Below are 24,055 nucleotides of genomic sequence, written 5' to 3'. Positions count from 1 at the left end.
TTCAAGAATTTAGTTCTATAAATATAGCATTTGATAAAATAAGCTATTGCCCACTTATCAAAAATTCTATATCAATCAAAAAAAATTTAGGCTAAGACTCCCTTTTGGGGGGCTATAATCATTGTAAAGTAAAAAGCTGTTCAAGTAGAAAAAATCAGGTCATTAGTTTTCTGACCTTATCAGGGGAAAAAGGCATATGCCTTAACCTTTTTCCTGTTAGGGCAGCAAAAGCATTGGACACAATTGCGCCCATAAAGGGCAAACCGGCTTCTCCAATTCCTGTGGGTTTTTCCTGAGAAGGAATAATCTCCAAATGGATTTCCTCAGGAGCATCTTCCATTCTCAATATGGGATAATCATAAAAGTTATTCTGCTCCACTTTTCCTTCTCTGAAGGTGATCTTTTCAAACAAAACACTGCTCAAACCCATCACCAAAGCACCTTCCATTTGATATTTGGCATTTTCAGGATGAACCACTACTCCACCGTCCAGTGAACCCCATATTTTATGAACTTTTATCTTTCCGGTATTCTGGTTTACAGAAATTTCACACACACCCGCAGCTAAGGAACCGCTTCGTTCGGCAAAAGCAATTCCCCTTGCCCTCCCTTCAGGTACCGGAGAACCCCAGTTGGACATCTCCGCGACTTTATCCAATACCTTCAAAGCTCTGGGATGGTTTTTCATCAGTTCTCTTCTCAATTGATAGGGGTCTTTTTTGAGTTCTAAAGCGATTTCATCCAGAAATGTCTCTATGGCAAACTTATTAGGTCCATGTCCCACCGCTCGCCAATGTTTAGTTCGCACCCCATGATCAATATTTCGGACTTCTATATGCTTATTGGGAATATCATAAAAGGGAATATCTGCTCCTGAACCCAATAATCCTCCACCGGTTCCAATGACCAAGTGCTTCCAGGCAGTAATTTGACCCTGGCCATTGATTCCTGCTTCCAATTTTTGTAATGAAATCGGTCTGAATGCTCCAAATTGTAGATCATCTTCACGGGTCCATTGTAATTTGACCGGTTTTTTCATTGCTTTGGAAAGATCCACTGCCTCCAATACAAAATCCGTCATGGATCTTCTTCCGAAACCTCCCCCAAGGTAATGGGTATGGAGATTAACCGAATTAAAATCTATACCCAAATGGTTGGATACATCTCTACGGGTTCCATCCGAAGCCTGTGTTCCTACCCAAACCTCCGTCTCTCCATTTTTCACATGGGCAATGGCATTCAAAGGCTCCATTTGGGCATGATAGACATAATCATTCTTATAATCTGCTCTAATTTGTTTCTGGGAATCTGGAAGTTCCCGACTAAGATCCCCTGATTGGGCAATCATACTTCCAGTACTATCGGATAATGCCAAGGCCTCATAATCTTTATAAGCATCTTCACTATTGTGATTGGAGGCATTTGCATCACCGATCCATTCAATATCCAACATCCCTTTGACTTTAAGTGCAGACTCCATGCTATTGGCAATCACTCCAATTCCATGATCTAAATGAACAAGGTCCAATACGTCTTGCATTTTTCTGATCTCTGCTTCATTTTTTAGAGAAGGCTTAGTCCCATTTACCGGAGAACGGGAAATTGCACCATAAACCATTCCATCGATATGTATATCGCCGGAATAAATGGCTGATCCATCAACTTTGGGCGGGACATCATAGCGTTGGTAATCCTTACCGATCAACTTGAAATCTTTGGGATTCTTCAATTGATTATCCGGTATATCAGGGATTTGATCTGGAATTTTAACAAAAGCTACGATTTCCCCATAAGGTATTTTTCTATTGCTTTTTGGATGGAAAACAACTCCATTATCTGTGGTGAGTTCACTCTTATTTACTCCCCATTTCTGCGCAACACTTTCCAACAAAACAAACCTTGCCTGTGCTCCTGATTGACGGAGATTCTGATAGTGGCCACTGACAGACCTGCTACCTACTGTCAACATGGATCCTCCCCTTTCTCCTCCCCATCCAATACCATAAATTTCAGGTTGTACCGGAGCATCCTCAATTTTCACCTTAGACCAATCCGCATCCATTTCTTCTGCAAAAATGGCTGCCAAAGCAGTCATGGTACCCTGCCCCATTTCCGAAGCAGGATTATAGATGGTCACTGTTCCATCCGAAGCCAGGTGAACCCATGCTGAAATCTGTTTATTTTCCCCTTCTTTTGATTTAAATACTACAGCAGGAAGACCGATAGATGCTATAAGAAAGGTGATTCCACCACCGGTCTTGAGGAAATTTCTTCTTGAAATAGCTGTTCCTATTTTTTGCTTTTCCATAATCAGGCTTTTTGGACGGTTTTTTCTATCGCTTTCAAAATTCTTAAATAGGTACCACATCGGCACAGGACACTATTCATATGTTGAATGATCTCTTCCCTTGTTGGGTTGGGGTTATTTTGAAGCAGAGCAGCTGCCTGCATAATCTGCCCTGATTGGCAGTAACCGCACTGAGGAACCTGCTCTTCAATCCATGCCTTCTGAAGGGGATGATCCCTCTTATCTGATAATCCTTCAATAGTTGTTACACTTTTTCCTTCAACCACACTTAAGGGTGTTACACAGGATCGAATGGGTTGACCATCCAAATGGACAGTGCAGGCTCCGCAGAGTGCCACCCCGCATCCATATTTCGTCCCTGTTAATTTCAGTCTTTCCCTTAAAGTCCAAAGAAGGTTTGATCCTTCTTCAGCTGTTAAGGTAACTTGCTGGCCGTTAAGTGTAAATGATATGGTCATGTTTAAATATTTTATATTGGAATCTCCCTGTGAATTGAAAATTTTTTTCCAAACTTATTGGAAATCATTAATTTAAAAAATTTTAAGAGAGAATCGAAGACAAATCGGATTTATTCAATTTTTAAATTCAAAAGGAAGAAAAAATATTTGAAAATGTAATATTTAAAGAGAAAACCAATCCATAAAAAAATATTTCGAGCCAGAATGCAAGGATAGTGAAATTTCGGTTTTAAACTTTTAATATTTCAATCTTGGATTTTGGATTTTAGATTTTAGATTTTTGTAATTTGTAATTTGTAATTTTTCATTTGTAATTTCTATGGGATTCTCCACAAATAAATCAAATGCTCTTTTCCATTAGGTAGCATGATTTTTTCCGATTTTTCCGGTTTCCAATCTCCCATATCAAAGCGGTGGGAAACAATCCGGGTACCTGATTTCATTTTCAAAATCTTAGTTCTCAATTTTAAATTGATGTCCGGAAATAAGTAAAGGGTCAATACCGTAGCTTCAGAAAAGTCCATTTCAAACAAATCCCCCTGTACAAAATCTACCAAGTGAGAGACCCCCTCCCTTTTCGCCATTGCTTTTGCTTCCTCAACTAAGTCAGCATCTATTTCAACACCTATTCCCCTTGTTCCAAAAAGTACGGCTGACCGAATGGGAATTCTCCCATCTCCGGAACCAAGATCAATAATCATATCACTAGAATCCACTTCTGCTATTTGAAGCATTGCCTCTACCACTTCCCAAGGAGTCGTAACAAAAGGAACAAGATCAGCAAAAGAAGCTGATGGTTCCTGAGCTTTTACAGCAAAAGTAAAATGCCAAATCAAAGCAATTCCAAGAACTATTTTAAAATTATTAGGCATTGAAAATCAAATACATAAAGCTTAATTTATCAATCAATTTCAAAGACCACATTACCTGTTTTTCTTCCAGAGGAAACATAACCATAAGCTTCTCTGGCTTCCTCCAGCGAAAAACTTCTTTCAATGATTGGGCGGAATTTACCTTCGAGAATTATTTTCTGAATATGATTCATACTTCCTTTAATATTGTTAGGCATAGGGAATAAGACCCTTTTTCCTCCTTTTAATTTTGTAAAAAAAGGCAAATAAAGGTTTTCTATCCCATCGCCCAATTCTGAAGATAAGTAAAACCCATTTTCTTTCATAATTGCTTTACATTTTCCAAAAGTGCTTTTACCTACAGCATCAAAAATTACCTCAAACGTTTCTCCTAACTTGGTAAAATCCTCTTTTTCATAATTGATTACCCGATCCAGTCCCATTGAACCAATCAACTCCATATTTTTGGTATTGGCTGTTGCAGTAACTTTCACACCCTGATATTTGAGTAATTGAACCAAAGCGGAACCAATACCTCCGGTGGCTCCGTTAACTAGCACATTCGATTCGGGGTTTAGCTTCACATATTTTAGGAAATTCACTGCATAATGGGCTCCTTCTGCGCATGCTGCCGCCTCTTTAAAAGAAACCCCTTCTGGAATTCCCAAAATATTTTTATCCTCTCCATATGCCAAATATTCGGCCTGTGAAGGCAGACCGTTATCATCAAAGCCCCAAACTTTATCCCCTACCTTGAATTTGGAAACTTTGCTTCCAACTTCTTCCACCACTCCTGCAAAATCAGTCCCCAAAATGGGAGTCCTTGGCTTTGGCCAGCCTACAAAAAATCTGAAAATGTATGGGGCACCACTAAGAACCCCACAGTCTGTCCTATTGATAGTAGTTGCCCGGACCCTGATCAAAACCTGATCAGGCCCAGGAACAGGTTTGGGCATATTTTCGATCCGGATTTGTTCCGGTGACCCGTATCGGTAACGGACTACTGCTTTCATAGAAGGCTTTAGAATTAGAACAAAACAATTGTCCAAGTTAGCAATAATACCGTAAAAAACTCTTTCAAAAACTGCAGAAAAGTCCTGTAAAAATCCTTTTCATATTCAGATGAATTGGATAACTTAAGCCATTATACCATAAGTCTTTTTCCTGAAAAATAAGCTGGTCAAAATTTTACCTACTTTAACCCAAAACAACCCATCATGAAAAAAGAACTGATTAAAGCCTATAAAAATGATGGCTTCCTGATGGTCAGACAAATGTTTAGTCCGGAAGAAATTTCCCTTTTATATAGTGTTGCCATAGATGATACAGTTACAGGCAATTCTTTTGACCTGAATGACCAGGAAGGAAAGAAAACTAAATTAACCCTCTGGTTTACTGCAGGGGACGATTCCTTCGGTCTTATGTCCCGGTGCAAAAGAATGGTTCAATCTGTTCAGGATTTATTGGGCCCAGGGGAAGTGTGTCATTTCCATTCCAAAGTCATGCAAAAGCAACCTAAAGTAGGTGGGGCATGGGAATGGCACCAAGACTACGGCTATTGGTATAAAAACGGATTTCTATATCCAGAGGCGATGATTTCAGTAATGGTGGCCCTAACAGATGCTAACCAGGAAAACGGATGTCTCCAGGTATTGAAGGGAACCCATAAAATGCAGCGATTTGAGCATAGTTTTGTGGGAGAACAACAAGGTGCAGACCCTGATTTTGTAAAAGAGGCTGAAAAATTCTCCGAGTTGGTATATTGTGAATTAAAGGCGGGTGATGTCCTTTTCTTTCATCCTAATATACTGCACCGATCTGAAGCCAATTTATCGGATAGTCCCCGGTGGTCTGTCATATCTGCCTACAATTTATCCTATAATGTCCCTTTCAGAGAAAAACATACCTCCTGTATAACCCCTGTTCAAATGGTCCCAGACCAAGCCATTTTACAAAGTGGCAAAAAAGAGGTCACCCATGCTGACTTCCTGAAAAAAGAAGCTGAAATCACTTTGAATGTTAAATAGAATGATGGACAGAAGGCATTTTATTGGCATTCTTCCATTGGTAACTTTGGCTGTTTCAGCATTTAAACTCAAGTTTATTGAACATGACTTTCCCATTTCAGCCAATGAGTATAATTGGATGACCTTTTATCAAAGAGCTGGAAAAAAATGGGGAGAAAATTGGAATGATTGCTTGGCTGAATTTGCAAAAACCAAAATACCAGGATTGGAACCCTCCATCAGGGACGTTGCACAAATAAAGGAATTAGCACCTTATCTGGAAAAACACAAAATTCAAATCCCTTCTATTTACGTAGGAAAAAGTTTCCATGAAAAAGAAGAAGCCAAAAAATCAATATCTGACATCATGGATATTGCGGAAGAGGCCAGACAATTAGGTTGTAATATCGTGGTCACTAACCCCAATCCTATCCAATGGGGAGGTGGACCATTAAAAAACGATGATCAATTATTTTGTCAGAGTTCCCATTTGGACAAATTAGGGAAGGAACTTAATAAGATGGGAATGAAACTGGCTTACCATACACATGACGTGGAGCTAAAAGCCGGGGCTAGGGAATTTCATCATGTTTTACAAAATACAGATCCCGATAACCTTCATTTCTGTATGGATGTCCATTGGATGTACAGAGGTTCAGAAAATTCCCAATGGGCGGTATTTGATACCCTAAAAATGTATTCTAACAGGATTGTTTCTTTTCATTTAAGGCAATCCAAAGATGGTATTTGGACAGAGACTTTTGAACCACAGGGTGACATTGACTATATCAGATTTGCAGAGGAAGTGAAAAAACTGGGTATCAAAGCTCATCTGGTCATCGAACAATGCTTAGAAGAAAATACTTCGGTAAAGTTTGGTGCAGTTAAAGCCCATCAAATCAATTACAATGAAGTCAAAAAACTATTTAAAAGTTGAATTATGATTAAGATATGTATTTTAGGCGGTGGTTTTATCGGCAGGTTTTATGCGGAATCCTTGATTGGAAGGCGTGGAAAAGATCCGGTGAAAGTGGTTTATGCACGTAGGGAAGAGACTGCCAAAAGATTTGCAAAAGATTACCAGGTGGAATACTATACTACCAATATGGAAGAGGCCATTTCCCATCCGGAAACGGATATGGTAGTTATTGCCCTGCCGAATTATGTTCATGAGCAAGCCGTCATGTTATGCGTCAAACACAAGAAGCCCGTTTTATGTACCAAACCACTTGGTCGAAATGCGGATGAAGCTTTAAGAATAACGCTGGCCTGTGAAGAAGCAGGCGTCTTTGCGGGATACCTAGAAGACTTATGTTATACGCCAAAATTCCTGAAATCTGTAAAAAGTGTGGAATCAGGTGCTATTGGACGTGTTTTATGGGCAAAATCAAGAGAAACCCATCCAGGTCCCCACTCTGATTGGTTTTGGGATTTGGAAAAAGCAGGAGGAGGTGCCATTGTTGATTTAGGCTGCCATTGTATTGAAATTGCACGGAATTTCATAGGAAAAGATGTACTTCCATTGGAAGTGATGTGTTGGGCGGATACGCAGGTAAAACCCATTGATGCAGAAGATCATGCAATCGGCTTGGTCAAATATGAAAACGGTGCCATCGGGCAATTTGAAGTTTCATGGACCTTCAGAGGGGGAATGGATCTTAGGGATGAGGTAATGGGAACTGAGGGTACCATTTGGATCAATTCCTTTCTTCGAACGGGCTTTGAAATGTTCAGTAGCGGTGCTGGGACAGATTATGTGGCAGAAAAGGCAGAAACAGCCTCCGGCTGGCTTTTTCCTGTGGGTGATGAAGCCCATGAACTCGGGTATCCGAATATGTTTATTGATATGTTTGAAGCATTTGAAAATGGAACCCAGCCCCGCGAGACTTTTTATGATGGATACGTGGTCAATGCCATCATCGATGCTGCCTACAAATCAGCGAAGACAAAATTATGGGAACCAGTTGAACTACCGGTTTGGAGAGGGAAAAGTGGCTTGACCAAACCTTCGGTATATACTGAATTCGATAAGGACCATTGGTTTATCAAGGAGGAAATATTACCCAACAAAGATAAAAAGATCATCATTAAGGATAAAAAAACCGGGCGAATAACAGAGAAGAGGGTGATAAGTGGAGAGTGATGGGTGAAGAATGAAAAGTGAGGATGAAGTTGGAAGGATGAAGAGAATGAATGAAAAGTGGAAATTGGCTTGAAAATTAAATCAAAAAAAATTAAACTTCCTATCTTTTTTTTTGTTAACCATAAAGGGAATTTTCAAAGATTCAAATCCAAATAATTCATTTCATAACTTACTGATAATATTAAAGTTAAATAATTAAATTTAATTCCCTGGTTAATCTTACCAAGATAAATTGATGAAAAGAAATTGGCTGACTTTACTGTTCATGGCCCTGTTATTGGGATTTATCCCAATCAGTTCCTGTGTGGATCAATGTAATGGACCCTGTGGTTGTTATCCTGTCTATGAAAACCAGGAATTTACTATCACTACCTTTTCCACTGAGACACTTTTCAGGGCAGACAGGAATTTTCTGGTAGACCCTAACCGGTTTTATTTTCATCAAACACTTTACAAAGCATTTTGGGTTTCGGGATTAAGAGAGTTAACAGTCAATGTAAAACCCCATTTTAATTCTCTATTTTCAAATTCAGCTTATGCATGTAGTCCAGCAGCATCTTTTTCGGAAGAAACTTTAAAAACCATTAGGTTGATCAATAAAAAGCCTATTAGGGTAAATGAAAATGAATTTCTTGAAATTGGTGATATCATCAATGAAAAATTCATCCTTACCCAGAACTTTCAAATGGAAAGAAAAATTGTAGATTTTTTATCCACAAACCATCGTTTTCAAAAAAATGAAAGGCTTTATTTAAAGTTCACCAGCAAGCCGGACAGTGATATTGAAATCATGTTTGATATTGAAATTGAATTGGACAATGGAATAGTGCACATTTTCAATAATGAAACCATGAAGATCAATGGGGGTTAGTAGCTGTTTTCTTTTAAAAATCCACTAAATAACGAACCATTTGAAACTTGAATTAAGCCTTAAAACTTTTAAATTTAACTTATATTTGGGAAGCTGAGTTCCTTTTATTTATGGCAGCCAAAATATATAGTCAGAGAAATTCACTACCAAAAGTAAAGAAGAAATGATCTAGTCTTTGCATATGTTCCAGTATTATGAGAAAGAAAATTGTTTACCTCCTTTTAACCTTAATTGTAATTGGATTGGTGTATGGAATTTCCTATGCCTGGAAATCTTTTCCACTGATCAGTGCATATGGAGCCAAGATCATGTGCAGCTGCGTTTTTGTGGCTGAAAGGTCGGAGGATTCAGTGCATAACCAAGAACTCAGATCCTTTCCGATCAGTTTAGGAGAATTTGAAGTGGATAGAGAAGGTAAGAAAGTTATAGGAAGTGTATTTAACCTGGCCAAGAGAGTAGCCATTTACAGGGAGGGACAGGGATGTACCCTATTGTCAGGGGAAAGTGAAAATTTGGTAAGAAATCAAGCCTTTTATTCCGTTCTGAAGCCTACTTGGACACAAGATACGGTAAGATGGCCTTCGGGAAATATCCTGAATGATTCCATTATCAGTCTTGAAAACTACAGGAAAATACAGGAAATGATTAACTATGAATTGGAAAGTGAAGAGAAAAAACCCCAATTGACCCATATGATATTAGTGGTACATCAGGGGGAACTGGTCGCAGAGGGTTATGGGAATGATCATGAAATAAACACCAAGCATACATCCTGGTCTATGGGAAAGAGTATCATCAGTTCATTGGTCGGGTTACAGGTAGATAAAGGAGTAATGAATCTGGATCAGAAAAACTTACTTCCTGAATGGTCAGACGAAAGAAAGAATATCTCATTGACTCATATGTTGCAGGCCACCAATGGATTGGATTGGGTTGAAGACTATAGCGGTGTGTCTGATGCAACCAGAATGCTGTTTTTAAACCCTGATGCTGCTCAAATCGCAGCTTCTAAACCTTTAAAATATGAGCCGGGCAGTTATTTTTATTATTCCTCTGGGACTACAAATATTGTGTCCAAAATATTGAGAAATCAACTTGGGGAGGAAAAATACCAGCGTTTACCTTATGAAGATTTTTTCTATAAAATCGGAATGCACAACACGGTCATGGAGAAAGATGCATCTGGTACTTTTGTTGGTTCTTCTTTTGTTTTTGGAACGGGAAGGGATTATGCAAGATTTGGTTTGTTGATGTTGAACAAAGGAAATTGGGAAGGAGAGCAGATTCTATCTGAAGAATGGGTAAAATTTGCCACCACTCCATCTACAGCCGCCCCAAAAGGCCAATATGGTGCTCAATGGTGGCTGAATGCAGGAAATAAAGAAAATCCTGAGGATAAACTGTTTTCCAAATTACCAAACGATGCATTTTACGCCGGAGGATTTGAAGGCCAGTGGATTTTAGTAATTCCCTCTCAGGAACTGGTGATCGTTAGACTTGGATATACCCCCAAAGGAGAATTCAGCATAAATGATTTTGCGGCAGACGTGATCAATGTTTTAAACAATTGAAAACCCACTAAAGCATTCACTTTCTAAAATCTAAACTATTATTTTGTTGCCTCTATTACGCCTCTTAAATACCCAATGGATTCAGCAATCCCCATAAAAGGATTATCCATGTCCTTTTCATGTTCCAAGCTACAAACACCAGAATAACCTACTTTTCTAAGCATCTTTATAAAAGCAGGGAAATCCAGGATTCCCCTGCCAATTTCTATAGATTTACCGGATTTATCTGCCGCAGTGACATCTTTTATGTGGATATCAAAGATCCTGGAATGGTATTTCTCCAGATCAGCCACGGGATCTTTACCATTTCTTCTGTCATGGCCTATGTCCAAACACATGCCCATTCTCGGATCAAGATCCTTCACATGGGACCAAACATCATCTGCATCAGGATATAAGGCGATATCAGGGCCATGCATGTGTATGGCAAACTTCATATCATACTCCTTCACTTTCTTATCTATATAGGGTAGAAGTTCTACATTGGGGACACCGACAATCATATTTACCCCTACCCTTTTTGCGTATGCAAAGGCATTGTCGACTTCCTCCTGGGTCTTCATGTAAATAGGTCCCACAGCATAACCTATAACATTTTTGGACCTGAGTTTGGCGTGAAATTCTTTTATCTGTTCCTCCGAACTGTTGAGCGGTAGGTGAAAATCTTTTATACAAAGGTATTGGACATTGGTTTTTTGTAAGGCATCCAGGGTTTGGTCCAGATTAAATTTATGAAAAGTATACCCCGCCATTCCCACTTTAAATGGTTCATAAGCTTCAGGATCCTGCTGTGCAGACAAGGGATAAACTGCCATAAATAGAATCAGGGAAAAGAGGTAGCATATTTTGTTCATAGGAATAGCCTTTTTTGGATAAAAAGTAAATATAGGAATTGTCTCCAATAGTCCGACTTTCCAAGTCGGACAAAAGAAACCTAAGCCACAAAGAAATTGAACGGTTTGGGAAAACGTTCTACTGAACCATGTAGTCCGACTTTCCAAGTCGGACAAATAGGAACCTAAGCCCTAAAAAAATTAAACGATTTGGAAAACCGTTCTACCAGTAGTCCGACTTTCCAAGTCGGACAAAACGGAACTCAAAATAATTTAAAAAATATCATTATATTCTTCTTTGATATAACTCCATTTCCAATCTGTCATTTCCTTGCAAAGTCCTGCCTTTACAGGGTTATTAAGAATATATCTCATTATACTCCTTAGTTCTTTTCGGTTTCTAATCAATCTATCATAGCTTTCTTCTTCCCAGAAATTACCCTCCAATCCCAAAAATTCATTACACTTTTTGGCTGAATACAATTTTATGGAGTGCATAACCTGATTCAAAGCCTTTGGAGTTTCTGTTTCTGAATTATCAAATAACCTCATCAATACATGGACATGGTTTGCCATTATACAATAACATAATAATTCAATTTTCTTTTTATCCCAAAAATGAAGTGAATCAGCAACAGTTTTAGCTGCTTCTTCATTTTTTAAATACATTTTTGAATTTGAGTAAGAATCTAAATATTTATCATATTTAATAAACATTTTTCGGGAAAGAGTTTCCAGGTCACGTTTCTTGTTCTGGGACCTTTTTAAGATCTGCAAGTATTTGACTTCTCTTTCTTCTTTCAGTTGTTTCAGTTTCCATTTTGGAATAGCTCCTTTTAAATTAAAGGTCACAAAAAACATCCCACCTAAAGGCTGTATATGAGGCAACTTTCTCCAATAAAACTCTTTAAATTCCATGGTGAAAAAATTAAAATTACCAATGTAAATGACTATTAAAAATGCAATTGTATTAGTCAACTAAACTTCAATTAAATAAAGTTACAAAAAATTAGACTTTTCTAAAAAATTAATAAAATTCAATCTACTATTTATTTTATAAAAAAATCTTCACCGGTTTGGAAAACCGTTTTACTAGTAGTCCGACTTTCCAAGTCGGACAAAAAGAAACCTAAACCACAAAGAAATTGAACGGTTTGGGAAAACCGTTCTACTGAACCAGTAGTCCGACCTTCCAAGTCGGACAAAAAGAAATCTAAACCACAAAGAAATTGAACGGTTTGGGAAAATCGTTCTACTGAACCAGTAGTCCGACTTTCTAAGTCGGACAAAAGAAACCTAAACCACAAAGAAATTGAACGGTTTGGGAAAACCGTTCTACTGGGGTCTGCTAATCCAATAATTCAAAAATCCTTTAGGTAATTCCAGCACAACTTTTGCATTGTTAAATTCATAACCATCAAGGTTCAGTTCAGCTTTTCCTTCTCCTAATGCAACTTTACCCAAATACTTGTATTGATCTATTTTCCCATACCTAAACTGGTTTCCAAAGCAAATCCAAACAATCCCTTCCCCAGGTTTTTCATAATTTTCCCAAGTAAGGAGCAATCGCTTATCTTTTAGTTCTGCCCTAAGATCAGAAGCATATACTTTACCCCACATATCCACGCCATCCAACTCCATGGCATGGTTTTTAGAAATTGGAATTTCCAAAAAGGAGACTACCGTAGGGAATATATCTACAATAGCAGGATATTGCTTAAATCTTGGATTTAGTGTTTGATTACTGACAATCCAAATACTTCTTTCCTCATCACTTTGTCCTCCATGATGAAATCCTCCGGTAGCCCTGCCATGGTCTGTAGTGACCAGTAGCAAATATTCCTCATTAAATTCCTCCTGCCTTTTTTTAATGGCCTCCCATATTTCGCCTACCTGTCTATCCGCCTCTTTCACGGCATCCTCCATCTGTGGGCTGTCTCCATATTTATGTCCAATATCATCGGTGTATTGCAGGTAAACCCAGGTAAGATCCGGTGATTTTTGGAGAATATCCCGGGCAGCATATGATGCCACCAGTTTATCTATCTCATGAATATATTGACTTTCTTGGTCATGAGGAAATTGGATGGTATCCAGTTCCAGTCCATCAAGATGATAATCCAACTGTAAAAATCCTGTTTCCGGTAAATTTTCCCCCAGTAATTTGGTTCTGTTATCCAGCCATGTAGAATAAATGGCAGTTTTTTTATGTGGATAGGCTTCTTTAAAATGTCTGAAAACCGTCCAATAGTTATAGTTTGGAAACTGTATCCTATTGTCCTTTACATTATGCTTGTTAGACCAGGTCCCTGTCAACATACTGTTATAACCCACTGCAGAAATGGTTGGGGTTTCTGAATAATTTCCCTTTTCACCGCCTAACCAAGCTCTTGAATAACCTCCTTCCCTTGAAATTTCATCAAGATTAGGGCTGTCAGTTTTTTCTAAAATCTCAGCCGGAATACCATCCAAAATCACCAAAACGACTTTTTTTGCGTCAAATTCCGCTTGCTGGGTAAACCCGGAAAAGGACAACTGAACTAAGAAAAAGGTAAAAACAAATTTTCTGAAAAGCATTATAAACTAAGTTTAACATTTAAATCACTTGATCTCATCAAGCTATTGAGGTAAATTCTTTAAATTTAACTGAATTTTTGAAAAGCATTCCTCGACCAAAATGGAAAAACAAGCGCTGATCAATAAAGTCTACCTTTTGGAGAAGTTTCCCGGAAAAGCTGGCTGGACATATGCTTTGATCCCCGAAATCCCAAAAGAAAAACGATTTCCTTTTGGCTGGTTGAAAGTTTCAGGCAGCATTGATGGCTATGCTTTTGAAAATTTAAAGCTTATGCCCTTTGGCAATGGTCAGCTTTTCCTTCCCGTAAAAGCTGAAATCCGGAAAACCATCAAAAAAAAAGCTGGGGATTGGGTAAAAATCACTTTATACAATGATGAGTTGCCTTTGGCCGTTCCTGAAGATATATTGTATTGTTTGAATGATGCTCCACTTGCTCTCCAAAGATTCAATCAAATGTCAAACGAAGAAAAACAAGGGCATATCAATGAGATCATGGAAGCAAAAACCCAGGACATGCAGGTGAAAAAGATCGTCATGATGATAGAAAAATTAAATTATTGATTACGATGAAAAGAAAAGTTGTTTTGATATGGATATCATTACTGCTTTTTGGAATTGTGCCAACATCCTGTGATATATTTTGCAATGACTCCTGTGGCTGTGGACCTTTGGCGCCGGTAAAAGATTTTACCATCAAAAATTTTGGGACTGAAAATATCGTCATGAACGTAGAAAGTTTCAACCCGGAAAGTTTTTATGAAAGGGATCAATATTTCAAGGTCATCAAAGTGGTGGACTTTGATTTAATCAGTGAACATATTCCGAATAAAAAAACAGGCAGCATAATACCTGGGGCTTTTGCCTGTAGCCCTGCTCCAAGTTTTTCGGTGCAAAGTGTGACAGGTTTAAAAATAATCAATAAACATGAAATAGAAATAGCTGAAAACGACTTACTAACCATCAATCAGAATATTTCTGAAAGGTTTCTGGTGACTGATTTCCCGCAATTTGAAGGAAAACCTTTTGCTGAGTTTCTTGAGGAAGAAAGGAAACTGGAATTGGGAGAATCTCTTTTGATCCAATGGAAAGAGGACCTTCAGGGCGGAACTTTGGAACTTGTTTTTGACATTGAAGTTTCATTGAATGATGGGCAGGAATTTATTTTGGAAAATGAAATTATGAGGATAAAATAATCAAAATGCATTTCCTTCACAAAAGACTTTTTGTTCCAAATAAAGCTTATTTACCGAAATCATAATGTTTGACCATATTTTAAAACATTTTTTTCTAACTTTCAACAATAAACCTATTAACCTACTTTATGAAACTTTATAAATCATTAAACGACATTTTCATTGAATCTGAGGGCAAGTTTTATCTTGCTGAAACCAGAAATTGGGACCAATTGATCAATCAGGACAAACTGTATCAAAACCTAAAAAAACTTTTAAACCCTGAAAACGAGGTAAATTGGTCTCCTGAATCCCTACAGGCACCTATAGGCAGCCAGGAAGTATGGGCAGCCGGCGTCACCTATTTTAGGAGCAGGGAAGCCAGAATGGAAGAATCCAAAGAAAGCGGCGCAGATGTCTTCTATTCTAAGGTGTATGAAGCCGAAAGACCTGAATTATTTTTCAAATCTACCCATTACAGGGTTGCCAATCCTGGGGGAAAGGTCAATATCAGAAAAGATTCCAAATGGAATGTTCCAGAACCGGAACTTACCCTGTTTATCAATTCATCGGGAAATATTGTGGGGTACACCATCGGCAATGACATGAGTTCAAGGGATATTGAAGGAGAAAATCCACTGTACTTACCACAGGCAAAATGTTATGATTTTTCTGCTGCTATTGGTCCATGCCTATGGATTCCCGAATCACCTATCCATCAGGATACAAAAATACATATGCAGATTGAGCGTAACTGGAAAACCGTATTTGAGGGAGAAATTTCCATCAATCAGATGAAACGGACCCATCAGGAACTGGCTGAATTTTTAACCCGTGAAATGAGTTTCCCACAAGGTGTTTACCTGATGACTGGTACTTGTCTTGTACCGGATGACAGTTTTACACTCCTGGAAAATGATAAAGTCAGTATTTCCATTGATGGAATTGGTACTTTAGAGAATTACATTTCTTACAAGCATTCATCCCAATAATCCTGCAATCCTGTATTTTCGGGAGAATTAAAGTGGGAAAAACTCCAACTTTGGTTTCTATCAAGGCTTAAAATATCATTTTACAGTTTTTAATCCCTATGAAAAAAACCAAACTCAATAAAAATCAAACCTATTGGCTATTACAGCTAATAGGTTGGATTTCAATAATTTTGGTAGAAACCATCAATTATAGATTTTTTATTCTGGGCAGGTTTGATTTTAATTATTTCATTCAGTTTATCTACCTTTCATTTGTTGGTTTATGGGTAACCCACTTTTACAAAAAGGCATTTATTAAAGAAAGCCAATTTGACCGATCAATTTCATTTTTGGCCATCAAGGGGATTTCTGACACAATTTTCATTTCCTTTATTATCATTGTCCTTACTGATATTCCTACAATACTGTTGAATTTTGATGAATTCCAGGCAAACCGGAATCAGTTTTATATCCATTTTTTGGGACAGATCATGAATGTCTGCAGGTATGTGGTCGTTTGGATCATTGTCTATTATCTCTACCATATCATGGAGAAGAAAAGTGAAATCCATGAACAAAAACTCTTGCTCGAAACATTGGCCAAAAGCTCAGAGCTGGAATTGTTAAAATCCCAACTCAATCCCCATTTCCTTTTCAATGCCCTAAACAGTATCAAAGCCCTGGTGTTGATAGATGCGGAAAAAGCCAGAGAGGCTATCATCAAATTGAGTGAATTATTGAGGTTTACCTTAAATTATGAGAAAATCAAACTGATTTCCTTATCGGATGAAATCGATGAAGTTATTAAGTATCTGGAACTGGAAAAAATAAGATTCGGTAACAGGTTGGAGGTTTTAATTGATCTTCAGGAAGAAACCTTGGATGCTAAAGTTCCTCCTGCTATGGTCCTTACCCTGGTGGAAAATGCCATCAAGCATGGAATTACGAAATTACCTGATGGAGGCATTATCAAGATCGATTCCTCCATTAATTCCAAAAAGATTAAAATTGAGGTAACCAATACAGGGACCATTGACAGCAATGATCATAAAGGAATAGGAATGAAAAATATCAGACAAAGGCTTCAGGGATTATTTGGAGAGAATACAGAGCTTATATTGGTCTCCAAAGTCCCAAATCAGGTATCTGCTACCATAACTTACCCTTTAAAATACGACCATTATGAATAAAAAATGCTATATAGTTGACGATGAAAACCTGGCCGTCAAGGAATTGGAAACCATGTTGGCTCTATTCCCGAATATACAGGTAATTGGTTCCAATGAAAGAGCAAGTAAGGCCATAGTGGAAATCAATGATAAAAAACCGGACCTTATATTTTTGGATATCAATATGCCGGGAACCAATGGATTTGAACTTTTGGAGCAGTTAGATGAGGCTCCTGAAGTGATTTTTGTAACCGCTTACGATGAATTTGCCATCAGGGCTTTTGAAGTCAATGCATTGGATTATATACTTAAGCCTGTAAATCCCGAGAGGTTAAAAGATGCCATTCAAAAATTGGAAAAGAAGAGCCAACAGGCTTTAAAAGATCGGACTGATAAACTAAGCCTGGATAAGAAAATCTTTATCAAAGATGGAGATAGGTGTTATTTTGTACCGATAAGGGATATTTTTTTGATTGAAAGTGAAGGAAACTAAGTGAAAGTCCATTTTGAAAATAAAAAACCCCTACTCCATAAATCACTGACCTATATGGAGTCACGACTTCCCGAGGATGTTTTCTTTAGGGCTAACAGGCAGTATATTTTCAATATGGACTATATAAAAAAAATAGAACCTTATTTCAACAGTACTTTGTTAATCGAATTACAAAATGGCCAAAGGATTGACCTTAGCCAAAGGCAAAGTGTGAAATTCAGGGAAATTACCGGGGTCTGAATTTTAACTTTTTTACTTTTTAAGGGACCTTAACGATTTGGGGATTTCAAAATCCTATACCTTATTTTCTGGGTCATTCTGGGAAAATGAAGGACAAAAATCACATTTCCGTAAATCAATTTGCCCAATTTGTGGTTATAAGTATAAGCACTAGTTTTTTTCGAACCATAAAACCACAATATGAAAGCTTCTGATCTTTTTGTAAGTGCATTGGAAAATGAGGGGGTGGAATACATCTTTGCTTTACCCGGTGAAGAAAATCTGGACCTGTTGCAATCCTTAAAAAACTCCAAAATCAAATTGATTATTACCCGGCACGAGCAAGGAGCCGGATTCATGGCCGCCACCTATGGGAGATTGACCGGAAAACCAGGAGTATGTATGGCCACTTTGGGGCCTGGAGCCACCAATCTGGTCACACCTGCAGCCTATGCCCAATTGGGAGGAATGCCCATGATGATGATTACAGGACAAAAACCCATTAAAAAAAGTAAGCAGGCAAAATTCCAGATAATTGATGTGGTAGATATGATGCGGCCAATAACCAAATACACCAAGCAAATTGTCAATTCAAATAATATTGCCTCCCAGGTCAGAGAGGCTTTCAGGCTTGCCATTGAAGAAAAACCAGGAGCTGTTCATCTGGAATTCCCTGAAGACATTGCTCAGGAAGATTGTGACGGGGAAGTTTTTGAACCTATAGGGCATATCATTCCAAAATCCGATGACAAAGCCATCGATGAGGCGGTCAAAATGATCCATCAGGCCAAAATGCCTCTACTGCTGATTGGGGCAGGTGCCAATAGAAAGGTGACCTGTGATGCCTTAAGGTCTTTTGTAGATGCCACAGGTATTTTCTTTTTCACTACCCAGATGGGGAAAGGTGTAATCGATGAAAGACATGAGCAATATTTGGGCACAGCAGCCTTATCAAGCCAGGATTTTCTCCACGCCGGCATAGATGAAGCCGATTTGATCATCAATGTAGGCCATGATGTAATTGAAAAACCCCCATTTTTCATGAAAAGAGGGGAAAAAAAAGTTATCCATATCAACTTCTCTCCAGCCGAAGTCGATCCTGTTTATTTTCCTCAATTGAATGTAGTCGGAGACATCACCTCCACCGTTAAGAAATTGGGACAATTACTAAAGAAACAGTCTCATTGGGATTTTAGCTTTTTCAGTAAGATAAAATCTGAAGTTGCAGGACATCTCGGAAAATATTTTCATGATGATAGGTTTCCCATGTTGCCCCAGCGGTTGGTCAATTTATTGCGCCAAAATCTACAGTTTGAGGATATCATTACGCTGGACAATGGAATCTATAAAATTTGGTTTGCAAGAAATTATACCTGCCACTTACCCAATACCTTGCTTTTGGACAATGCTTTGGCCTCCATGGGTGCAGGACTCCCTTCAGCCATGATGGTCAAAATGCTTTTCCCTGACCGTAAAGTAGTGGCTGTTTGCGGCGACGGTGGATTTATGATGAATTCCCAAGAAATGGAGACCGCTGTCCGGTTAAATCTTAACCTGACCATCATCATACTCAATGACAAAGCCTATGGCATGATTAAATGGAAACAAAAAGATATGGGTTTTGAGGACTTCGGTCTGGACTACAACAATCCTGATTTTGTAAAATATGCAGAAAGTTATGGAGCGAAAGGATTTAGGCCTACTTCAGATCAGGATTTTCAGGATATTTTAACAACCTGCCTTAATTCCGAAGGGGTGAACCTGATTGATCTGGAAGTAGATTATTCCCTAAATCATCCCATTTTAAATGTTTTATTGAAAGAAAAAGTACAAAAACTATGAACCATTCAAAAACTTTAAAAGTCTTTTCCCCATTTGACCAAAGCCTATTGAAGGAAATCCCTATGGTAGGTGAAAAAGAAGTGGAAAATGCTTTAAAGCTTGCCTATTCGCTTTTTTTAGACCGTAAAAAATGGATACCTCCTTACAAGCGAATTGAGATCCTGGAAAAGGTTCAGGAAATAATGAAATCTAAAGTTGAGGAATTGACCAAAACTGCGGCAGCTGAAGGTGGAAAACCCTATATGGACTCCAAGGTAGAGGTAATGAGGGCCATCAATGGGGTAAAAATCGCATCTGAAGAAATCGGTAGGTTGACAGGTGAACAGATTCCAATGGGGTTGACCCAGGCATCAGTCAACAGGATTGCCTTTACAACAAGGGAACCTATTGGTGTAATTGCCTCAATTTCAGCTTTTAATCATCCGCTCAATTTAATTGTTCATCAGACGGTTACCGCTTTTGCATCAGGCTGTCCGGTTATAGTAAAACCTGCTTCCACCACTCCCCTTTCCTGTTTGGCATTTTTGGAGATTTTGGACGAAGCAGGGGTACCTGAAGGTTGGGTACAGAGCATTATCACAGACAATGAAACAGCAGAAAAACTGGTGACAGACAAAAGGATCAATTACCTCTCATTTATTGGGTCTGCAAAAGTAGGATGGTACCTGAAATCCAAATTGGCCCCAGGGACCAGATGCGCTTTGGAACATGGAGGAGCTGCTCCTGTAATCGTAGAGCCAGATGCAGAATTAGAGGAAATGTTACCCGCCTTGGTGAAAGGTGGTTTTTATCATGCAGGTCAGGTTTGTGTCTCTGTCCAAAAGGTCTTTGTTCACGAATCAATTGCCAGGCAAGTTGCTGAAAAGATGGCTGAAATGGCCAATAAATTGGTTGTCGGAGATCCTTTGGATAAAAAAACAGAAGTAGGCCCCTTAATTCTTCCTAAAGAAGTTGATCGGGTTGAAGAATGGGTCAAAGAAGCCAAGGATAAAGGAGCTGAACTATTATGCGGTGGGAAAAGAATTTCTGACACCTGTTATGCCCCAACAGTAATTTGGAATGCTCCCCAAGACATCAAAGTTTCCAAAGAGGAGATTTTTGGTCCTGTAGTTTGTATTTATCCTTATCAAGATAGGGATCAGGCAATTCAACAGGCAAATGCGCTTGACTATCATTTTCAGGCAGCGGTTTTTACTAAAAATATAGATATTGCATTTGACACCGTTCAAAAACTGAATGCAACAGCCGTGATGGTCAATGACCATACTGCCTTTAGGGTGGATTGGATGCCCTTTGGAGGCCGTGACGCCTCTGGGGAAGGATTGGGAGGCATCCCCTACTCCATGCATGAAATGACCAGGGAAAAGCTGATGGTCGTGAAAAGCAAGTGGTTATGAGGGGCAATGCTGAATGAAAAATGAAGGATTGAAATTGAATTTTTGAATACTTTGAAATTTTGATCCTTTTTCGGGTTTCGTCAAAACAATGGTTTAGAATTTCCTAATATAATTTTAAATTTCATCCTATGGTATTACACCACGAACAAAGAGAAACTAAAGGTCAATTCAAGTTTATCGATGGAGAGGAAATTGCCGGGTTCATGACCTATACCATGGCAGGAACCGAAAAATTGATCATTGAACATACCGAGGTAAATTCAAAATATAAAGGATTGGGTATCGGTAAAAAACTGGTGGTAGCAGGAGTTGAGTTTGCAAGAAAAAACAATTTAAAAATATTACCCTTATGCCCCTTTGCCAGAGGGGTTTTTGCTAGAAACAAAGATTTAAGAGATGTTCATGTTTAATTTCATAACCACAACTTTCCATGAAACAAAAAGAATATTCAAACGGTGAAATTACCATTCTTTGGGAACCAGGTAAATGTATTCATTCCGGAATCTGCGTGAAAGGATTGCCAAGGGTTTTCCAGCCCAGTGAAAAGCCTTGGATCAAAATTGAAGCTGAATCTACCTCTTCTTTGATAAATCAGGTCAATCAATGTCCTTCAGGGGCTTTGAGTTACTTTTATCCAGCAGGTAAAGGAGAAAAGGAGTCTCAATTTTCAAATTCTGAACCTCAATTTGAGGTCAGGCCCAACGGACCACTGATGGTTTATGGGGATATTGAAGTTAAATTCAGAGATGGTCGTATTGAAAAGAAACAAAAAAACACAGCCTTCTGCAGATGCGGTTCCTCCCAAAACAAACCTTATTGTGATGGATCCCATAAAAAAATAAATTTCCAAGGTTAATTCCTTATTTTAATTGCATGAAAAAACAATTATGGTTTGTCCTGTCAATGGGAATATTATTTGGGTTTGTCCTGGCCAAATCCACAGTGCCTATAACCCATTCGGATGTTCAAACCGCCCAGAAACTTTTTAACCTCCACTTCGAAGGTGCTGCTATAGATACGATGTTGCAATACCTTGAAGGTAACAGGAAAGCCTATGACAGTATGCGTACTTTTCATTTGGGAAATGCTATTGCACCTGCCTTGATATTTGACCCCTTTCCTTTGGGATTTTCAATAAAGCCGAATAATGGAATAAACAACTGGAAAATCAATCTGGAAGCTAAATTACCAAGTAATATGGATGATTTGGCTTTTTTTTCTATCCGGGATCTGGCAGGATTGATCAAAACCAAACAGATCAGTTCCCTGGAATTGACAAAATTTTACCTTGACAGGATAAAAAAATTTGACACAAAACTTCTTGCATTTGTGACCGTAACCGAAGAGTTGGCGCTTCAGCAGGCAAAAAAAGCAGATGAAGAACTCACAAATGGCCTGTATAGAGGCCCCCTCCATGGTATCCCTTATGGGGTAAAAGACCTGGCGGCCCTACCCGGTTATCCCACTACCTGGGGAGCTGCCCCCTATCAAGATCAGGTTATCAATGTAACAGCAACTGTGGTAAAAAAACTGGAGGAAGCAGGTGCAGTGTTATTGGGTAAACTGGTATCTGGAAGTCTTGCCCGGGGGGATGTCTGGTTTGGTGGAAAAACCAAAAATCCTTGGGACCTGGAACAGGGAGCTTCAGGGTCTTCAGCAGGTTCAGGGTCAGCAACAGCCGCAGGACTCGTGGCATTTTCTATTGGAACTGAAACTCTTGGATCTATCGTCTCTCCTTCAACCCGAACAGGTAGCACTGGTCTCCGGCCTACTTATGGAGCAGTCAGTAAGCATGGTTTTATGGTGCTTTCATGGAGTATGGATAAAGTAGGTCCCATCTGCCGTACTGCCAATGACTGTGCTATTGTTTTTGATTATATCAGAGGCCAGGACGGATTGGATAAAACTGTGAAAAATGCTGCTTTTGAATACCGGGAAAGTCCCGACCTCAAAAAATTGAAAGTAGCTTATTTTAAAGATCTTTTTGATAAGGATACTTCCAACATAAGTATCAACCATCAAAAAACTTTAAAGGAATTTGAGTTCTTAGGTATCAAACCTGATAGTGTTTCTCTGCCGGATAATTTTCCTTTTTCGGTTTTTGACATAATTCTTCGTGCGGAATCAGGTGCGTTTTTTGATGAATTGGTTCTTTCCGGAAATGTGGATAAAATGGTAGAACAGCATAAAGGTTCCAGGGCCAATTCATTGAGGCAATCCCGATTCATACCTGCAGTGGAATATCTCCAGGCAAACAGACATAGATCCAAATTGATAGAAGAATTTCATAACCTGATCAAGGAATATGATGTAATCATTTCTCCGACTTTCGGAGGAAGACAGATGTTGATTACGAATTTAACAGGACATCCTGCATTGAGTCTGCCAAATGGATTTGATCAAAAAGGAAGGCCTACAAGTATTACCCTGATCGGAAATTATTTTGGAGAAGAAAGTTTGATTGCCCTTGCAGAAGCCTATCAAAATAAATATTTCTACCATGGACTTGTACCAAAAGGCTTGGTAGAATAACCTTCAAAATCAATAATTGGATCAACTTTCTATTCAATTATCCCATGCCCATGAGAAAAATACTTGTCATCTTTGCGCATCCTAAATTTGAACATTCCCTTGTCAACCAAAAGTTATTAGATGCGGTAAAAGGAATTGAAAACATCCAGGTACTGGATCTTTATGAACTCTACCCTGATTTTAATATTGATGTTCAGGTTGAACAGGAACATTTAATCCAAGCGGACATCATTATTTGGCATCATCCTATTTATTGGTATTCTGCTCCTCCTCTTTTGAAGCAATGGCTTGATCTTGTTTTGGAATTTGGCTGGGCATATGGACCTGGTGGCGTATATCTTAAGGGGAAATATGTTTTTAATTGTGTCAGCAGTGGAGGGACAGAGGAGGCTTATTCCAAAGAAGGGCGTCACGGACATACCCTTAAAGAATTTTTATTGCCATTTTATCAAACTGCCAAATTATGCAACATGATTTATCTACCTCCTTTTCATGTGGGGGGCACTCATAAAATCCAATCAAAGGAATTGACTGACCTTACTAAAAAATATGGGGATGTCTTGAAATACCTCAGGGATATACCTGAAATCCCGGAAGAAATAAAGGTTTTTAATGATCTTTCACACTTTACCCTTTAAGTT

The 24,055-nt window shown here is 38.6% G+C and carries 24 protein-coding genes; 17 read left to right on the top strand and 7 right to left on the bottom strand.

All coding sequences use genetic code 11. The features are described 5' to 3' along the window. Positions 1–154 precede the first annotated feature (154 nt). The 4 genes from ACFSKV_RS16220 to ACFSKV_RS16205 all read right to left on the bottom strand — a co-directional run bounded on the left by ACFSKV_RS16220 (position 155) and on the right by ACFSKV_RS16205 (position 4,630). Positions 155–2,308 (bottom strand): xanthine dehydrogenase family protein molybdopterin-binding subunit, encoded by a 2,154-nt coding sequence (locus ACFSKV_RS16220; protein ID WP_380805029.1) that lies wholly within the window; start codon positions 2,306–2,308, stop codon positions 155–157. Positions 2,309–2,310: 2 nt separating this feature from the next. Further along, positions 2,311–2,766, bottom strand: coding sequence for a (2Fe-2S)-binding protein (locus tag ACFSKV_RS16215; RefSeq protein WP_380805026.1), 456 nt, complete (start codon positions 2,764–2,766; stop codon positions 2,311–2,313). 317 nt (positions 2,767–3,083) lie between these two features. After that, positions 3,084–3,638: a class I SAM-dependent methyltransferase gene (locus ACFSKV_RS16210; RefSeq protein ID WP_380805024.1), complete on the bottom strand. Its 555-nt coding sequence runs from the start codon at positions 3,636–3,638 to the stop codon at positions 3,084–3,086. Between the two features lie 29 nt (positions 3,639–3,667). After that, positions 3,668–4,630 carry an NAD(P)-dependent alcohol dehydrogenase gene (locus tag ACFSKV_RS16205; protein ID WP_380805022.1) on the bottom strand — a complete coding sequence of 321 codons (963 nt, stop codon included), beginning with the start codon at positions 4,628–4,630 and terminating at the stop codon, positions 3,668–3,670. A gap of 204 nt (positions 4,631–4,834) precedes the next feature. Here ACFSKV_RS16205 and ACFSKV_RS16200 point away from each other — a divergent pair, with 204 nt between their 5' ends. The 5 genes from ACFSKV_RS16200 (at position 4,835) to ACFSKV_RS16180 (ending at position 10,208) form a co-directional block, all read left to right on the top strand. Further along, a complete protein-coding gene (locus ACFSKV_RS16200; RefSeq protein ID WP_380805019.1) occupies positions 4,835–5,644 on the top strand; it encodes a phytanoyl-CoA dioxygenase family protein in 810 nt (269 codons plus the stop codon). Then, positions 5,634–6,560 carry a sugar phosphate isomerase/epimerase family protein gene (locus tag ACFSKV_RS16195; protein ID WP_380805018.1) on the top strand — a complete coding sequence of 309 codons (927 nt, stop codon included), beginning with the start codon at positions 5,634–5,636 and terminating at the stop codon, positions 6,558–6,560. Before ACFSKV_RS16200 ends, ACFSKV_RS16195 begins: the two co-directional genes overlap by 11 nt. Before the next feature lie 3 nt (positions 6,561–6,563). Next, the gene (locus ACFSKV_RS16190; RefSeq protein WP_380805016.1) at positions 6,564–7,766 is read left to right on the top strand and encodes a Gfo/Idh/MocA family protein; all 1,203 of its coding nucleotides are present in this window, start codon (positions 6,564–6,566) and stop codon (positions 7,764–7,766) included. Positions 7,767–8,001: 235 nt separating this feature from the next. Continuing rightward, positions 8,002–8,637, top strand: a complete 636-nt coding sequence (locus tag ACFSKV_RS16185; protein WP_380805014.1) for a hypothetical protein — start codon at positions 8,002–8,004, stop codon at positions 8,635–8,637. Positions 8,638–8,831: 194 nt separating this feature from the next. Then, positions 8,832–10,208 (top strand): serine hydrolase domain-containing protein, encoded by a 1,377-nt coding sequence (locus tag ACFSKV_RS16180; RefSeq protein WP_380805013.1) that lies wholly within the window; start codon positions 8,832–8,834, stop codon positions 10,206–10,208. Between the two features lie 38 nt (positions 10,209–10,246). Here the strand turns inward: ACFSKV_RS16180 and ACFSKV_RS16175 are convergent, their stop codons facing one another. The 3 genes from ACFSKV_RS16175 to ACFSKV_RS16165 form a co-directional block, all read right to left on the bottom strand. Then, a complete protein-coding gene (locus ACFSKV_RS16175; protein ID WP_380805129.1) occupies positions 10,247–11,023 on the bottom strand; it encodes a sugar phosphate isomerase/epimerase family protein in 777 nt (258 codons plus the stop codon). Positions 11,024–11,314: 291 nt separating this feature from the next. Next, complete coding sequence (locus ACFSKV_RS16170; RefSeq protein ID WP_380805010.1) at positions 11,315–11,959, bottom strand: transposase; 645 nt, start codon at positions 11,957–11,959, stop codon at positions 11,315–11,317. Between the two features lie 417 nt (positions 11,960–12,376). Continuing rightward, positions 12,377–13,618, bottom strand: a complete 1,242-nt coding sequence (locus ACFSKV_RS16165; protein ID WP_380805008.1) for an alkaline phosphatase family protein — start codon at positions 13,616–13,618, stop codon at positions 12,377–12,379. A 100-nt stretch (positions 13,619–13,718) separates the two neighbouring features. On the opposite strand from ACFSKV_RS16165, the gene ACFSKV_RS16160 reads away from it, so the two are divergent. From ACFSKV_RS16160 to kefF, 12 genes are all read left to right on the top strand, one after another. Next, on the top strand, positions 13,719–14,180 hold the full coding sequence (locus ACFSKV_RS16160) for a YdeI/OmpD-associated family protein (RefSeq protein WP_380805007.1): 462 nt from the start codon (positions 13,719–13,721) through the stop codon (positions 14,178–14,180). A 5-nt stretch (positions 14,181–14,185) separates the two neighbouring features. Next, entirely contained in the window at positions 14,186–14,812 is a 627-nt protein-coding gene (locus tag ACFSKV_RS16155; RefSeq protein ID WP_380805005.1) for a hypothetical protein, read from the top strand. 128 nt (positions 14,813–14,940) lie between these two features. Next, positions 14,941–15,783 (top strand): fumarylacetoacetate hydrolase family protein, encoded by an 843-nt coding sequence (locus ACFSKV_RS16150; protein ID WP_380805001.1) that lies wholly within the window; start codon positions 14,941–14,943, stop codon positions 15,781–15,783. 98 nt (positions 15,784–15,881) lie between these two features. Beyond that, positions 15,882–16,952 carry a sensor histidine kinase gene (locus ACFSKV_RS16145; protein WP_380804998.1) on the top strand — a complete coding sequence of 357 codons (1,071 nt, stop codon included), beginning with the start codon at positions 15,882–15,884 and terminating at the stop codon, positions 16,950–16,952. After that, entirely contained in the window at positions 16,945–17,424 is a 480-nt protein-coding gene (locus ACFSKV_RS16140) for a LytR/AlgR family response regulator transcription factor (protein WP_380804996.1), read from the top strand. The genes ACFSKV_RS16145 and ACFSKV_RS16140 overlap by 8 nt, the downstream gene beginning before the upstream one ends. Continuing rightward, entirely contained in the window at positions 17,425–17,664 is a 240-nt protein-coding gene (locus ACFSKV_RS16135) for a LytTR family DNA-binding domain-containing protein (RefSeq protein ID WP_380804993.1), read from the top strand. 180 nt (positions 17,665–17,844) lie between these two features. After that, the gene (locus tag ACFSKV_RS16130) at positions 17,845–19,485 is read left to right on the top strand and encodes an acetolactate synthase large subunit (protein WP_380804990.1); all 1,641 of its coding nucleotides are present in this window, start codon (positions 17,845–17,847) and stop codon (positions 19,483–19,485) included. Continuing rightward, positions 19,482–20,882: an aldehyde dehydrogenase family protein gene (locus tag ACFSKV_RS16125; protein WP_380804988.1), complete on the top strand. Its 1,401-nt coding sequence runs from the start codon at positions 19,482–19,484 to the stop codon at positions 20,880–20,882. The genes ACFSKV_RS16130 and ACFSKV_RS16125 overlap by 4 nt, the downstream gene beginning before the upstream one ends. A 128-nt stretch (positions 20,883–21,010) precedes the next feature. Then, positions 21,011–21,292 (top strand): GNAT family N-acetyltransferase, encoded by a 282-nt coding sequence (locus tag ACFSKV_RS16120; protein ID WP_380804986.1) that lies wholly within the window; start codon positions 21,011–21,013, stop codon positions 21,290–21,292. Positions 21,293–21,312: 20 nt separating this feature from the next. Continuing rightward, positions 21,313–21,738, top strand: coding sequence for a (4Fe-4S)-binding protein (locus ACFSKV_RS16115; protein ID WP_380804984.1), 426 nt, complete (start codon positions 21,313–21,315; stop codon positions 21,736–21,738). Positions 21,739–21,755: 17 nt separating this feature from the next. After that, on the top strand, positions 21,756–23,414 hold the full coding sequence (locus tag ACFSKV_RS16110) for an amidase (protein ID WP_380804982.1): 1,659 nt from the start codon (positions 21,756–21,758) through the stop codon (positions 23,412–23,414). A gap of 50 nt (positions 23,415–23,464) precedes the next feature. Beyond that, complete coding sequence (kefF, locus tag ACFSKV_RS16105) at positions 23,465–24,052, top strand: glutathione-regulated potassium-efflux system oxidoreductase KefF (protein ID WP_380804980.1); 588 nt, start codon at positions 23,465–23,467, stop codon at positions 24,050–24,052. Positions 24,053–24,055: the final 3 nt, after the last annotated feature.

Origin of the sequence: Shivajiella indica (genome assembly GCF_042683085.1) — a bacterium.
In the GTDB taxonomy this organism is placed as follows: Bacteria; Bacteroidota; Bacteroidia; order Cytophagales; family Cyclobacteriaceae; genus Shivajiella; species Shivajiella indica.
The sequence above is the reverse complement of the archived record's forward strand: the minus strand, read 5'-3'. Positions and strand labels throughout refer to the sequence as shown.